This is a genomic window from Pseudomonas sp. D3-10 (assembly GCF_051132175.1).
Classification (GTDB): domain Bacteria; phylum Pseudomonadota; class Gammaproteobacteria; order Pseudomonadales; family Pseudomonadaceae; genus Aquipseudomonas.
Map to the genome: position 1 here is coordinate 478,781 of NZ_CP071668.1, position 15,389 is coordinate 494,169.

A 15,389-nucleotide genomic window follows, 5' to 3' on the forward strand; every position below is an offset into this window, starting at 1 on the left:
TCGAACAATGAACAGGATTTTTCCAGCCCTCGGTATTTCGCTATGGATAGCGCTGTTGTCACCGATGGTTCAGGGGGCCAGCCTGAAGACGCTCGATGTCGCGGCGTTGCCGGGGGACCGTGTCGAGCTGAAGCTCAGCTTCGATGGTCCGCCGCCCCCACCTCGGGGCTATACCACCGAACAACCGGCGCGAATCGCGCTGGACCTGCCCGGCGTGACCAATCGATTGGCCAGCAAAAGCCATGACCTGGGCGGCGGCAACGCACGCAGCGCCACCGTGGTCGAGGCGGGGGACCGCACGCGGCTGATCATCGGCCTTACCCAGCTGGCGCCCTATGACACGCGGATCGAGGGCAACAACCTCTTCGTAGTGGTTGGCAAGGGCGCGACCGCCAGGGCCGCGGCGCAGGCACCGCGCCCTGCCGGAGCCGTACCGTCCCTCACCAGAGCCAGCGCTCCGGCAGGCAAGGCCATCCGGGGCGTGGACTTCCAGCGTGGGACCCAAGGGGAAGGCAATGTGGTCATTGACCTGTCCGACCCTTCCATTGCGCCCGATATCCAGGAGCGCGAAGGCAGGATCATCCTCGACTTCCCCAGGACCCAGTTGCCCGAACCCCTGCGGGTGCGCCTGGACGTCAAGGATTTCGCCACCCCGGTGCAGTTCGTCAATGCCAGCGCGGGTTCCGACCGCGCCACCATCAGCATCGAACCCAGCGGCACCTTCGACTACTCGACCTACCAGACCGACAACAAGCTGACCGTGAGCGTCCGGCCAATGACGGTCGAAGACTTGCAGAAACGCAACAGCGACCGCGCCGCCTACAACGGGGAAAAGCTGTCACTCAACTTCCAGGACATTGAAGTGCGCTCGGTGCTGCAGTTGATCGCCGACTTCACCAACCTTAACCTGGTGGCCAGCGACACCGTGCAAGGCGGTATCACCCTGCGGTTGCAGAACGTGCCGTGGGACCAGGCGCTGGATCTCGTGCTCAAGACCAAGGGGCTCGACAAGCGCAAGGTCGGTAATGTCCTGTTGGTGGCGCCCGCCGACGAGATTGCGGCACGCGAGCGCCAGGAGCTTGAATCCCAGAAGCAGATTGCCGACCTGGCACCGCTGCGGCGTGAGCTGCTGCAGGTCAACTATGCCAAGGCCGCCGACATCGCCAAGTTGTTCCAGTCGGTCACCAGTGCCGAGGCGAAGGCCGACGAGCGGGGCACGATCACGGTCGATGAACGCACCAACAACATCATCGCCTACCAGACCCAGGACCGGCTCGACGAGCTGCGCCGGATCGTCGCGCAACTGGACATACCCGTGCGTCAAGTGATGATCGAGGCGCGAATCGTCGAGGCCAACGTCGATTACGACAAGAGCCTGGGCGTGCGCTGGGGGGGCTCGATACAGAACAAGGGCAACTGGAATTCTTCCGGCGTCACCACGGGAGACTCCACGACCATCGGCACGCCGGGCAGTACCGGCACCAACCAACCGTTCGTCGACCTCGGGGCTTCAGGCAACACCTCAGGGATTGGTATCGCGTTCATCACGGACAACGTGCTGCTGGACCTGGAACTGACCGCCATGGAAAAAACCGGCAACGGCGAAATCGTTTCCCAGCCCAAGGTGGTGACCTCCGACAAGGAGACCGCGAAAATCCTCAAGGGCACGGAAATTCCCTACCAGGAAGCCAGCTCCAGTGGCGCCACCTCGGTGTCGTTCAAGGAAGCATCGTTGTCGCTGGAGGTCACGCCGCAGATCACCCCGGACAACCGCATCATCATGGAAGTCAAGGTCACCAAGGATGAGCCGGATTATCTGAACAAAGTGCAGGATGTCCCGCCGATCAAGAAGAATGAGGTCAACGCCAAGGTGCTGGTCAATGACGGCGAGACCATTGTTATTGGTGGCGTTTTCTCAAATACTCAGAGCAAGGTTGTAGATAAGGTGCCATTTCTTGGCGATGTGCCGTATCTTGGCCGCCTTTTCCGGCGTGATGTGGTCTCGGAGAAAAAATCCGAGCTGCTGGTGTTTCTCACTCCGCGTATCATGAACAACCAGGCGATTGCTGTGAGTCGTTGATTCTGTGCGAAATTTGATTCTTGTTGGGCCGATGGGGGCTGGAAAAAGCACCATCGGTCGTTTGCTGGCCAAAGAGCTGCGCCTGCCATTCAAAGATTCCGACAAGGAAATTGAATTGCGCACGGGTGCCAATATCCCATGGATCTTCGATAAGGAAGGCGAGCCGGGCTTTCGGGACCGCGAGCAGGCGATGATTGCCGAGCTGTGCGATTTTGAAGGCGTGGTGCTGGCCACCGGCGGCGGCGCGGTCATGCGCGAAGCCAATCGTCGGGCGCTGCATGCCGGAGGGCGAGTGGTCTATCTGCATGCTTCCGTCGAACAGCAGGTTGGCCGTACCGCCCGCGATCGCAACCGGCCGCTGCTGCGTACGGCCGACCCGGCCAAGACCTTACGGGACCTGCTGGAAGTGCGTGACCCTCTGTATCGGGAAATCGCCGACCTGGTCATCGAAACCGACGAGCGGCCGCCACGGATGGTGGTACTGGAAATCCTCGATCGCCTGCAACAATTGCCCCCCCGTTAATGCGCGGCGCGAAATGCGCTATCCTCGGCGTCCCGCCTTGGCCCGTCTGGGGCGTGGCGGATGGCCATTAACTGGCGCCACAGCGGGCACCGTGTAATTTCGTCAATGCAGGCAGGACGCCTGATTTCATCTTCACCGTGGGGACACATGCAGACACTTAAGGTCGACCTGGGCGAGCGCAGCTACCCGATTCATATTGGCGAAGGCTTGCTGGACCAGCCCGAATTGCTGGCGCCGCACATCGCCGGGCGGCAAGTCGCGATCATCTCCAACGAAACCGTCGGCCCTTTGTATCTGGAACGCCTGGCACGCAGTCTGTCTGCCTATTCGGTCATTTCCGTCGTGTTGCCCGACGGCGAGGCCTTCAAGAACTGGGAAACCCTGCAACTGATTTTCGACGGCCTGCTGACTGCCCGGCATGACCGACGCACCACCGTGGTTGCCTTGGGTGGCGGTGTGATCGGCGACATGGCCGGTTTTGCGGCGGCTTGCTATCAGCGCGGTGTCGATTTCATCCAGATTCCCACCACGTTGCTGTCCCAGGTCGACTCGTCGGTGGGCGGCAAGACTGGCATCAATCATCCGCTGGGCAAGAACATGGTGGGCGCGTTCTACCAGCCCAACGTGGTGCTGATCGACACGGCAACGCTCAAGACCCTGCCGCCCCGTGAGTTGTCCGCGGGCTTGGCCGAGGTCATCAAGTACGGACTGATCTGCGACGAGCCTTTCCTCGGCTGGCTCGAAGACAACGTCGACCGCCTGCGCGCGCTGGATCAGGCGGCGCTGACTTACGCCATCGAGCGCTCCTGTGCCGCCAAAGCCGCGGTGGTCGGCGCCGATGAACGTGAATCGGGCGTGCGCGCCACGCTGAACCTGGGCCATACCTTCGGCCATGCCATTGAAACCCACATGGGCTATGGCGTCTGGCTGCATGGCGAGGCGGTTGCCGCAGGTACGGTCATGGCCCTGGAAATGTCCATGCGCCTGGGCTGGATCAGCGAGCAGGAGCGTGATCGTGGGATCCGTCTGTTCCAGCGTGCCGGGCTGCCGGTGGTGCCGCCCGAGGAAATGAGCGAGGCGGATTTCCTTGAACACATGGCAATCGACAAGAAAGTGATCGACGGTCGTCTGCGTCTGGTGCTGCTGCGCCGCATGGGCGAAGCGGTGGTGACCGACGATTATCCGAAAGAGGTTCTACAGGCCACGCTGGGAGCGGACTACCGCGCCCTGGCTCAGCTTAAAGGTTAAAAAGATTCCGATGACTAGTTTGCATGCCGACGAGGCTTTCCTCGGCCATTTCCAGTTGAGTCACGACCCTTTCGCCCCACGGGTCCCGGGTTTCAAATTCTTTCCCGCCCAGCGCAAGCCGGTGCTGGGCCAGTTGCATCACCTGGCGCGCTACAGCCAGTTGCTGTTGGTCGTCACCGGCCCCCAGGGCAGCGGCAAGACCTTGCTGCGCCAGGCCCTGGTGGCCAGCACCAACAAACAGTCGGTGCAAAGCGTCGTGATATCGGCCCGTGGCGCCGGCGACGCAGCTGGCGTGCTGCGTCAGGTCGCCCAGGCACTGAATGTCGAGCAGGCGGAAATCGGCGCGATTCTCGGCCAGATCGTGCAACTGGCGTTGACGGGGCAGGAAGTCTATCTGCTGGTGGACGATGCCGAGCAACTCGACGAATCCGCCCTGGAAGCCCTGTTGGCCCTGGCTGCCGGCGCGCCGGAGGGTCGTCCTCATGTGTTCCTGTTTGGCGAGTCGTCGTTGATCGCTGACCTCGAGCAACTGGACCTTGAGGAAGAGCGTTTCCACGTTATCGAACTGGCGCCCTACACCGAGGAAGAAACCCGTGAATATCTGGCCCAGCGTCTCGAAGGCGCCGGCCGGGGTATCGAACTTTTCACCGCGGATCAGATCTCTGAGATTCACGAAAGCTCCGACGGCTGGCCAGGGAATATCAACCAGGTAGCCCGAGATGCTCTGATCGAAATCATGATCGCCAGCCGCTCAGCGGTGAAGCGTCCAAGTATGGGGTTCAACATGCCGAAGAAACACGTATTGGCGATTTCCGCCGTGGTCGTGGTCGCGGTGGCTGCCGCCTGGCTGATGCCGGGTCGCAGCAAAGCACCGACCACCGGCGCACCTGCCAACGAACAGGCACAGCTGCCTCTCGGTCAGGGCACGCCACAACCCAACGGCGGTGCCCCGGCGGTGGAATTCGCCGGCAATACCCAGCCAATGCCACTGCCGCTGGTCGGCCAGTCGCAGCCGGTCATGCGCGGTCCGTTGGCTGAAGCCGCCGGTGGAATCACCGAGGGTGACGACGGAGCGCCGCCTCCGATCGAAGACACCAGCGACGTGCCACCTACTGTGACCACCACCGCGCCGCCTGCGGGCGTACCGGCCGGCCCTGCGCCGACGCCATCGCCGGCTCCGGCCGCCAAGCCGACCCCTGCGCCTACTCAGGTCGCCACCGCCAAGCCTGCTCCAGCACCTGCGCCAGCGGCCAAACCGGCGGCGCCAGCACCCGCGGCCAAGCCTGCTGCCCCGGCCAAGGCCGCGGGCGGTAGCTGGTACGCCGGCCAGGCTCCGGGCAACTATGTGGTGCAGATCCTCGGCACCAGCTCTGAAACCGCCGCGCAGAACTTCGTCAAGGAGCAAGGCGGCGAGTACCGTTATTTCAAGAAAGTACTCAACGGCAAGCCGCTGTATGTCATTACTTACGGCAGCTTTGCCAACCGTGACGCAGCCGTTTCCGCCATCAAGGCCTTGCCAGCGAAGGTTCAGGCTGGTAAACCTTGGCCTCGCACTGTCGCCAGCGTCCAACAGGAACTGGCAGCAACTCGCTGATGATTCGGCGGCCTTACCCAGGCCGCCTCTCCCGGCAACCTCAAAATTTCCGCAAGGGCGGGCGGCCTTTCAGGCCGCGCGCCTTGTGGTGTCTGCGTCACAGTAGTGTTTGAGTCGTAGCGGTCGAACCCAAAAAAGTTTTGACTAGCACAGCATATAGCTTTAAACCTTTCACAAATGCGACATGGATTTGCGACAGTTCGTCGTCAAATTTGTGGGCCTCTGTGTCGGTGTGTACAATGACCTCCCTTTTGCCCCCGCAAAGCTGGCGTACGTTCGGCGCGGTATGCAACTGGTTGAATTGAAAAGAAATTTGCCTCGTTAAGAGGCAGCCTGGTGAGAAAGTGTCTATGAAAGCAGGTCTGTACCAACCAGATGAATTCAAGGATAACTGCGGTTTCGGCCTGATAGCCCATATGCAGGGCGAGCCCAGTCATACCCTTTTGCAAACGGCCATTGAGGCCCTGACCTGCATGACCCACCGTGGTGGGATCAACGCCGACGGCAAGACCGGTGACGGTTGTGGCTTGCTGATTCAAAAGCCAGACGAGTTCCTGCGTGCCATTGCCCAGGAAACGTTTGGCGTGACCCTGCCCAAGCAGTACGCCGTGGGCATGGTGTTTTTCAATCAGGACCCGGTCAAGGCCCAGGCCGCTCGCGAGAACATGAACCGCGAGATCCTGGCCGCCGGCCTGCAACTCGTCGGCTGGCGCAAAGTGCCGATCGACACCAGCGTCCTCGGCCGCCTGGCCCTCGAGCGCCTGCCGCTGATCGAACAGGTGTTCATTGCCGGTGAAGGCCTGAGCGACCAGGAAATGGCGATCAAGCTGTTCAGCTCCCGTCGTCGTTCGTCCGTGGCCAACGCCGCCGACACCGATCACTACATCTGCAGCTTTTCCCACAAGACCATTATCTATAAAGGCCTGATGATGCCGGCGGACCTCACCGCCTTCTATCCGGACCTGAGCGACGAGCGCCTGAAAACCGCGATCTGCGTGTTTCACCAGCGCTTCTCCACCAACACCCTGCCGAAATGGCCACTGGCCCAGCCATTCCGCTTCCTCGCCCACAACGGCGAGATCAACACCATCACCGGCAACCGTAACTGGGCCCTGGCCCGTCGCACCAAGTTCGCCAACGATTTGATGCCGGACCTCGAAGAGCTTGGCCCGCTGGTCAACCGCGTCGGTTCGGACTCCTCGAGCATGGACAACATGCTGGAGCTGATGGTCACCGGCGGCATCGACCTGTTCCGTGGCGTGCGCATGCTCGTGCCGCCTGCCTGGCAGAACGTCGAGACCATGGACCCGGACCTGCGGGCCTTCTATGAATACAACTCCATGCACATGGAGCCGTGGGACGGCCCGGCCGGTATCGTCATGACCGACGGTCGCTATGCGGTGTGCCTGCTGGACCGTAACGGCCTGCGCCCGGCGCGCTGGGTCACCACGACCAATGGTTTCATCACCCTGGCCTCGGAAATCGGTGTCTGGAACTACCAGCCCGAAGACGTCATCGCCAAAGGCCGCGTAGGCCCTGGGCAGATCTTTGCCGTGGACACCGAGACCGGCCAGATCCTCGACACCGACGCCATCGACAACCGTCTCAAGTCCCGTCATCCATACAAGCAATGGCTGCGCAAGAATGCCCTGCGCATTCAGGCGACCATGGAAGACAACGACCACGGTTCGGCCTTTTATGACGTCGACCAGCTCAAGCAGTACATGAAGATGTACCAGGTGACGTTCGAGGAACGTGACCAGGTGCTTCGTCCGCTGGGCGAGCAGGGCTACGAAGCGGTCGGCTCCATGGGCGACGACACGCCGATGGCGGTACTGTCCCAGCGCGTGCGCACGCCGTACGACTACTTCCGCCAGCAGTTCGCCCAGGTGACCAACCCGCCGATCGACCCGCTGCGCGAAGCGATCGTGATGTCCCTGGAAATCTGCCTGGGCGCCGAGCGCAACATTTTCCAGGAATCGCCAGAGCATGCCTCGCGGGTGATCCTCAGCTCGCCGGTCATTTCGCCGGCCAAGTGGCGCTCGTTGACCAACCTCGAACGTCCTGGCTTCGAGCGTCAGGTCATCGACCTGAACTATGACGAAAGCGTCGGCCTGGAAGCAGCGATCCGCAACATCGCCGACCAGGCTGAAGAAGCCGCGCGCGCCGGCCGTACCCAGATCGTGCTGACTGACCGTCACATCGCCCCGGGCAAGCTGCCGATCCACGCCTCCCTGGCCACTGGCGCGGTGCACCATCGCCTGACCGAGAAAGGCCTGCGCTGCGATTCCAACATTCTGGTGGAAACCGCTACCGCACGTGACCCGCATCACTTTGCGGTGCTGATCGGCTTCGGCGCTTCGGCGGTCTATCCGTTCCTGGCCTACGAAGTGCTGGGCGACCTGATCCGTACCGGTGAAGTGCTGGGCGACCTCTACGAGGTGTTCAAGAACTACCGCAAAGGCATCACCAAGGGCCTGCTCAAGATCCTGTCGAAGATGGGCATCTCGACCATCGCTTCGTACCGTGGCGCGCAATTGTTCGAGGCCATCGGTCTCTCGGAAGAAGTTTGCGAACTGAGCTTCCGTGGCGTACCGAGCCGCATCAAGGGTGCGCGTTTCGTCGATATCGAAGCCGAGCAGAAAGCCCTGGCGGCCGAAGCCTGGAGCCCGCGCAAGCCGATCCAGCAAGGCGGCCTGTTGAAGTTCGTCCACGGTGGCGAATACCACGCCTACAACCCGGACGTGGTCAACACCCTGCAAGCGGCCGTGCAACAAGGCGACTACAGCAAGTTCAAGGAATACACCGCGCTGGTGGACAACCGTCCGGTGTCGATGATCCGCGACCTGCTCAAGGTCAAGACCCTCGACACGCCGCTGGACATCAGTGAAGTGGAACCGCTGGAATCGGTGCTCAAGCGCTTCGATTCGGCCGGTATCTCCCTGGGCGCGTTGTCCCCGGAAGCCCACGAAGCCCTGGCCGAAGCCATGAACCGCCTCGGTGCGCGTTCCAACTCCGGTGAAGGTGGTGAAGACCCGGCGCGCTACGGCACCATCAAGAGTTCGAAAATCAAGCAAGTGGCGACCGGCCGCTTCGGCGTTACGCCGGAATACCTGGTCAACGCCGAAGTGCTGCAGATCAAGGTTGCCCAAGGCGCCAAGCCCGGCGAAGGCGGCCAATTGCCCGGTGGCAAGGTCAACGGCCTGATTGCCAAGCTGCGCTATGCGGTTCCCGGCGTGACCCTGATCTCGCCACCACCGCACCACGACATCTACTCGATCGAAGACTTGTCGCAACTGATCTTCGACCTCAAGCAGGTGAACCCGAAGGCCCTGGTCTCGGTGAAACTGGTGGCGGAAGCGGGCGTAGGCACCATTGCCGCCGGCGTGGCGAAAGCCTATGCCGACCTGATCACCATCTCCGGCTATGACGGCGGCACCGGCGCATCGCCGCTGACTTCCATCAAATACGCTGGCGCGCCGTGGGAACTGGGCCTGGCCGAAACCCACCAGACCCTGCGCGGCAACGATTTGCGCGGCAAGGTCCGGGTGCAGACCGACGGTGGCCTGAAGACCGGCCTGGACGTGATCAAGGCCGCCATCCTCGGCGCCGAGAGCTTCGGCTTCGGCACCGCGCCGATGATCGCCCTGGGCTGCAAATACCTGCGCATCTGCCACCTGAACAACTGCGCCACCGGCGTGGCGACCCAGAACGACAAGCTGCGCAAGGACCACTACATCGGTACCGTCGACATGGTGGTGAATTTCTTCACCTACGTGGCCGAAGAAACCCGCGAGTGGCTGGCAAAGCTGGGCGTACGCTCGCTGGAAGAGCTGATCGGCCGTACCGATCTGCTGGAAGTGATCGAGGGCCAGACCGCCAAGCAGCATCACTTGGACCTGACCCCGTTGCTGGGCAGTGATCTGATTCCGGCGGACAAGCCACAGTTCTGCCATGTCGATCGCAACCCGCCGTTCGACAAGGGTGAGCTGGCCGAGAAGATGGTCGACATGGCCGCTGCGGCGATCAACGACCTGAGCGGTGCCGAATTCGAACTGGACATCTGCAACTGCGACCGTTCCATCGGCGCGCGGATCTCCGGGGAAATCGCTCGCAAACACGGCAACCAGGGCATGGCCCATGCGCCGATCACCTTCCGCTTCACGGGCACGGCCGGGCAAAGCTTCGGCGTCTGGAACGCTGGCGGCCTGAACATGTACCTGGAAGGTGATGCAAACGACTACGTGGGCAAGGGCATGACCGGTGGCAAGCTGGTCATCGTTCCGCCCAAGGGCAGCGTCTACAAGACCCAGGACAGTGCGATCATCGGCAACACCTGCCTGTACGGCGCCACGGGCGGCAAGTTGTTTGCCGCCGGCACCGCAGGCGAGCGTTTCGCCGTGCGTAACTCCGGCGCCCACACCGTGGTGGAAGGCACCGGGGATCACTGCTGCGAGTACATGACCGGTGGTTTCGTCTGCGTATTGGGCAAGACCGGTTACAACTTCGGTTCTGGCATGACCGGCGGTTTCGCCTACGTGCTTGACCAGGACAACACGTTCGTTGACCGGGTCAACCACGAACTGGTGGAAATCCAGCGCATCAGCGGCGAGGCGATGGAGGCCTACCGTAGCCACCTGCAACGCGTGCTGAACGAGTACGTCGAGGAAACCAACAGCGAGTGGGGTCGTGAACTCGCCGAGAACCTCGATGACTACGTGCGTCGTTTCTGGCTGGTCAAGCCGAAGGCGGCCAACCTGAAATCGTTGCTTTCCAGCACCCGTGCCAACCCGCAGTGATATGCGCCTGAAGAGTTTGATGAGGTTTTAACAATGGCTGAACGTCTGAATAACGACTTCCAGTTCATCGATGTCGGGCGCAAGGATCCGAAGAAGAAACTGTTGCGTCAACGCAAGAAAGAGTTCGTGGAAATCTACGAGCCTTTCAAACCCCAGCAGTCGGCCGACCAGGCCCACCGTTGCCTGGGTTGTGGTAACCCGTACTGCGAATGGAAGTGCCCGGTGCACAACTTCATTCCCAACTGGCTGAAGTTGGTGGCTGAGGGCAACATCCTCCAGGCCGCCGAGCTGTCCCACCAGACCAACACCCTGCCGGAAGTCTGCGGCCGGGTGTGCCCGCAGGATCGTCTGTGCGAAGGTGCCTGCACCCTCAACGACGGTTTCGGCGCGGTGACCATTGGTTCGGTGGAGAAGTACATCACCGATACCGCGTTCGCCATGGGCTGGCGCCCGGACATGTCCAAGGTCAAGCCGACCGGCAAGCGCGTGGCGATCATCGGCGCGGGCCCGGCGGGCCTTGGCTGTGCCGACGTGTTGGTACGTGGCGGCGTGACCCCGGTGGTGTTCGACAAAAACCCCGAAATTGGTGGCCTGCTGACCTTCGGCATCCCCGAGTTCAAGCTGGAAAAGACCGTGCTGAGCAATCGTCGCGAAGTCTTCACCGGCATGGGCATCGAGTTCCGCCTGAACACCGAGGTGGGCAAGGACGTGACCATGGAGCAACTGCTCGAAGAGTACGATGCGGTCTTCATGGGCATGGGCACCTACACCTACATGAAGGGCGGTTTTGCCGGTGAGGACCTGCCGGGCGTCTACGACGCGCTGGACTTCCTGATCGCCAACGTCAACCGCAACCTGGGCTTTGAAAAGTCGCCGGATGATTTCGTCGACATGAAGGGCAAGAAGGTCGTGGTGCTCGGCGGTGGCGACACGGCGATGGACTGCAACCGCACGTCGATTCGCCAGGGCGCCAAGTCGGTGACCTGCGCCTATCGTCGTGACGAAGCGAACATGCCAGGCTCGCGCAAAGAGGTGAAGAACGCCAAGGAAGAAGGCGTGAAGTTCCTCTACAACCGCCAGCCGATCGCCATTGTCGGTGAGGACAAGGTCGAAGGCGTGAAGGTGGTCGAGACCCGTCTCGGCGAGCCGGACGCCCGCGGTCGCCGCAGCCCCGAGCCGATCCCCGGTTCCGAAGAGATCATCCCGGCGGACGCCGTGGTCATCGCCTTCGGCTTCCGCCCGAGCCCGGCGCCATGGTTCGAGCAGTTCAGCATCCAGACCGACAGCCAGGGCCGCGTCGTTGCCCCGGAGCAGGGTCGGTACAAGCACCAGACCAGCAACCCGAAGATCTTCGCCGGCGGCGACATGGTCCGGGGTTCCGACCTGGTGGTGACGGCGATCTTCGAAGGCCGCAATGCGGCGGAAGGGATCCTGGATTACTTGCAGGTCTGAACGCGATCCCGAGTTGAAATGCAGTAACCCTGTGGGAGCGAGCCTGCTCGCGAAAGCGGTCTGTCAGCCAACTTCAATATTGGATAGACCGACCTCTTCGCGAGCAGGCTCGCTCCCACAGTCGTTTTGTGGTGCTGCTGAAGTTGCTTGGCACCGCGACAAATTGCCCCGATAGATAAAAGGCACGGCTCTTGCCGTGCCTTTTACGTCGCGCTCTGAGAAAATGCCCGCACTTTTTTTCCGGATGCCGACATGACTGCCCTGAAGAACGACCGCTTCCTTCGCGCCCTGCTCAAGCAACCCGTAGACGTCACCCCTGTGTGGATGATGCGTCAGGCCGGTCGCTATTTGCCGGAGTACCGCGCCAGCCGCGCCAAGGCCGGTGACTTCATGAGCCTGTGCATGAATCCGCAGTTCGCCTGCGAAGTCACGATGCAGCCGCTGGACCGCTACCCGCAACTGGACGCGGCGATCCTGTTTTCCGACATCCTCACCATCCCCGACGCCATGGGCCAAGGCCTGTACTTTGAAACCGGCGAAGGTCCGCGCTTCAAGAAAGTCGTCAGCACCCTGGCCGACATCGAGGCCCTGCCGATCCCCGATCCGCAGAAGGACCTGGGCTACGTCATGGACGCGGTCAGCACCATCCGCCGTGAACTCAACGGTCGCGTCCCGTTGATCGGCTTTTCGGGCAGCCCTTGGACGCTGGCGACGTACATGGTCGAAGGCGGCTCGTCGAAGGATTTCCGCAAGACCAAGGCGATGCTCTACGACAATCCGCAAGCCATGCATCTGCTGTTGGACAAGCTGGCGCAGTCGGTCACGTCGTACCTCAACGGCCAGATCATGGCCGGTGCCCAGGCGGTGCAGATCTTCGATACGTGGGGCGGCAACCTGTCGGCGGCGGCATACCAGGAGTTCTCCCTGGCCTACATGCGCAAGATCGTCAGCGGCCTGATCCGAGAGCACGAAGGTCGCAAGGTCCCGGTGATCCTGTTCACCAAGAATGGTGGGCTGTGGTTGGAGAGTATCGCCGATGCCGGCGCCGATGCCTTGGGCCTGGACTGGACCTGCGACATCGGCAACGCCCGCCAGCGTGTCGGTCACAAGGTCGCGCTGCAAGGCAACATGGACCCGACCGTGCTGTATGCCAAGCCTGAAGCCATCCGTGCCGAAGTCGGACGCATCCTCGCCAGCTATGGCAAGGGCAGTGGCCATGTGTTCAATCTCGGCCACGGCATCACGCCGGAAGTCGACCCGGAACACGCCGGCGCCTTCCTGCGCGCGGTGCATGAGTTGTCGGGCCAATATCACGACTGATTTCAGCCCTGTCCTACCCGCCTGTCCGGCCCCTACCGGACGGGCTTTTTTATGTCTGGCTGTTTATGTGTTGCTCATTTCCCGGCAGCAGCGGCAGTTTCGCCAGTTTCACCGCCACCAACAATGCAATCACCAGCAACGTCCCGATGAACACGCCGACACCGTTCCAGCCTCCCAGGTGCCACGCCACGCCGCCCGCGGTGCCCGCGACGCTGGAGCCGGCGTAGTAGCTGAACAGATAAAGCGACGACGCCTGCCCCTTCGCCTTGAGGGCGCGACGGCCAATCCAGCTGCTGGCGACCGAGTGCGCCCCGAAGAAACCGAAGGTGAACACCAGCATGCCGATGATCACCAGCCATAGCGGTGTGAACAAGGTCAGGACGAGGCCCGCCAACATCAGGGCGATGGTCGCCCAGAGCATCTTGCGACGCCCGAGCTTGTCGGCCATGGCGCCCACCTTCGCCGAGCTGTAGATGCCGGAAAGGTACACCACTGAAAGCAGCCCGACGAATGCCTGGTCCAGGTGATAAGGCGCGGCCAGCAGGCGGTAGCCAATGTAGTTGAACAGCGTCACGAACGCGCCCATCAACACGAAGGCTTCAAGAAACAGCAGCGGCAGGCCGGCGTCGCGAAAGTGCATGATGAAACCGTCCAGCAGACTGCGTGGATGCAGCGACCGGGGGCGGAAATTGCGCGATTCAGGAAGAATCCGCCAAAACACCGCCGCCGCGATCAGGGCCAGGCCGCCGATTACCAGCATTGCGGTGTGCCAGCTGACGAAGTCGATCAACACGCCGGCGATCAGGCGCCCGCTCATGCCGCCAATCGCGTTGCCGGCGATATACAGCCCCATTGCCAGGCCGATGTGCTTGGGATGAATTTCTTCGCTCAGGTACGTCATCGCCACCGCGGCCAAGCCACTGAGCGACAACCCCACCAAGGCGCGCAGGACCAGGACGCCTTGCCAAGTGGGCATCATGGCACTGGCGATTGTGCAGAGCGCCGCGGCAAACAGCGCCGCCACCATGACCGATTTACGACCGATACGGTCGGAAATCGGGCCGGTGATCAACAGGCCGATGGCAAGCAGGCCGGTCGCCACCGACAGGATCAAGCTGCTCTGGGCGGCGTTGATTGAAAACTCCAGGGACAGCAGCGGCATCATGGGCTGCACGCAATACAGCAGGGCGAACGTCGCGAAGCCGCCACAGAACAAGGCGAGCACCGTACGCATGAACATCGGCGTGCCTTTTTCAATGAAGATGTCTTTGAGTTCGGCGCCGACGTTGTCCTCTGTGCGAGACGGGACTTCATGGGCCAGTGGAGCGGTAGCAGTTTTCACGGTTGACCTCGGGAGCACGACCAGGCAGGCGTTGAAAAAAGCATATAGCCGGCTAATGTTTCTATCCAATATATTATTCGACCTGTTTAAGACGTTTTGCGACCTATTGGATTACCCATGGAATTGCGCCACCTGCGTTACTTCATCGCCGTTGCCGAAGAATTGCATTTCGGCCGCGCCGCGCTGGCCCTGGGCATCTCTCAACCGCCCTTGAGCCAGCAGATCCAGGCGCTGGAAGAAGAAATCGGCGCGCGGTTGTTCGAGCGCACCAATCGTCGGGTCGAACTGAGCGAGGCCGGGCGGCTGTTCCTGGAAGAAGCCAGACGCGTGCTGGCGCAAGTCGACAAGGCGGCCGACGTAGCGCGCCGTGCCCAATTGGGAGAATTGGGCGAGCTGAAAATCGGTTTCACGTCCTCGGCACCGTTCAATTCGACCATTCCCCAAGCGATCTTCAACTTTCGCCAACGCTTCCCGGCCGTCCACCTCAACCTGCGAGAGATGAGTAGCACCCAGGTTTCCGATGCGTTGGTGGATGAAACCATCGAGGTGGGCATCATGCGGCCGTTGCCGTTGCCCGATTCACTGGTGGAAATCGAGCTCAGCCGCGAGCCCTTGGTGGCCGTGCTTGGCGCCAAGCACCCGCTTGCCCAGGGCAGCGACGAAGGCTTGTACCTGTCGGCGCTGGCCCACGAGCCTTTCGTATTTTTCCCACGAAGCTACGGCAGCGGTCTTTACGCCCAGCTATTGAATCTGGCCCGCGACGCCGGTTTCAGTCCGCACTTCGCCCAGGAAGCAGGGGAGGCCATGACCATCATCGGCCTGGTGGCGGCTGGCCTCGGGGTCTCGGTGTTGCCGGCGTCTTACCAACGCATGCGTATCGACGGCGTGGTCTATCGGCCGCTGCTAGACCCGGCGGCGGTTTCGGCGGTGTGGCTGGTCCAGCGCAAGGACCAGCGTTCGCCGATGGCCGCGGCGTTTGTGGCGTTGTTGACCGACGGAGCGGATTCACCCGGATCCTAGGCTCTGTACGC

The 15,389-nt window shown here is 61.9% G+C and carries 9 protein-coding genes; 8 read left to right on the forward strand and 1 reads right to left on the reverse strand.

Features of this window, described 5'->3' with window-relative positions:
* Positions 1–7 precede the first annotated feature (7 nt).
* The 7 genes from pilQ to hemE all read left to right on the forward strand — a co-directional run bounded on the left by pilQ (position 8) and on the right by hemE (position 13,016).
* Entirely contained in the window at positions 8–2,080 is a 2,073-nt protein-coding gene (gene pilQ / locus J3P90_RS02115) for a type IV pilus secretin PilQ (protein WP_420767042.1), read from the forward strand.
* A 4-nt stretch (positions 2,081–2,084) separates the two neighbouring features.
* Positions 2,085–2,603, forward strand: coding sequence for a shikimate kinase AroK (aroK, locus tag J3P90_RS02120; protein ID WP_420767043.1), 519 nt, complete (start codon positions 2,085–2,087; stop codon positions 2,601–2,603).
* Positions 2,604–2,750: 147 nt separating this feature from the next.
* Positions 2,751–3,851, forward strand: a complete 1,101-nt coding sequence (gene aroB, locus J3P90_RS02125) for a 3-dehydroquinate synthase (RefSeq protein WP_420767044.1) — start codon at positions 2,751–2,753, stop codon at positions 3,849–3,851.
* Between the two features lie 10 nt (positions 3,852–3,861).
* A complete protein-coding gene (locus J3P90_RS02130) occupies positions 3,862–5,445 on the forward strand; it encodes an AAA family ATPase (protein ID WP_420767045.1) in 1,584 nt (527 codons plus the stop codon).
* A 350-nt stretch (positions 5,446–5,795) separates the two neighbouring features.
* Positions 5,796–10,244, forward strand: coding sequence for a glutamate synthase large subunit (gene gltB / locus J3P90_RS02135; protein WP_420767046.1), 4,449 nt, complete (start codon positions 5,796–5,798; stop codon positions 10,242–10,244).
* Between the two features lie 33 nt (positions 10,245–10,277).
* Positions 10,278–11,696, forward strand: coding sequence for an FAD-dependent oxidoreductase (locus tag J3P90_RS02140; RefSeq protein ID WP_434649206.1), 1,419 nt, complete (start codon positions 10,278–10,280; stop codon positions 11,694–11,696).
* A gap of 252 nt (positions 11,697–11,948) precedes the next feature.
* Entirely contained in the window at positions 11,949–13,016 is a 1,068-nt protein-coding gene (gene hemE, locus J3P90_RS02145; protein WP_434561064.1) for a uroporphyrinogen decarboxylase, read from the forward strand.
* 49 nt (positions 13,017–13,065) lie between these two features.
* On the opposite strand, the gene J3P90_RS02150 is transcribed toward hemE, so the two are convergent.
* Complete coding sequence (locus J3P90_RS02150) at positions 13,066–14,337, reverse strand: MFS transporter (RefSeq protein ID WP_434676532.1); 1,272 nt, start codon at positions 14,335–14,337, stop codon at positions 13,066–13,068.
* A gap of 138 nt (positions 14,338–14,475) precedes the next feature.
* Here J3P90_RS02150 and J3P90_RS02155 point away from each other — a divergent pair, with 138 nt between their 5' ends.
* Entirely contained in the window at positions 14,476–15,378 is a 903-nt protein-coding gene (locus tag J3P90_RS02155; protein WP_420767060.1) for a LysR family transcriptional regulator, read from the forward strand.
* The last annotated feature ends 11 nt before the right edge of the window (positions 15,379–15,389 follow it).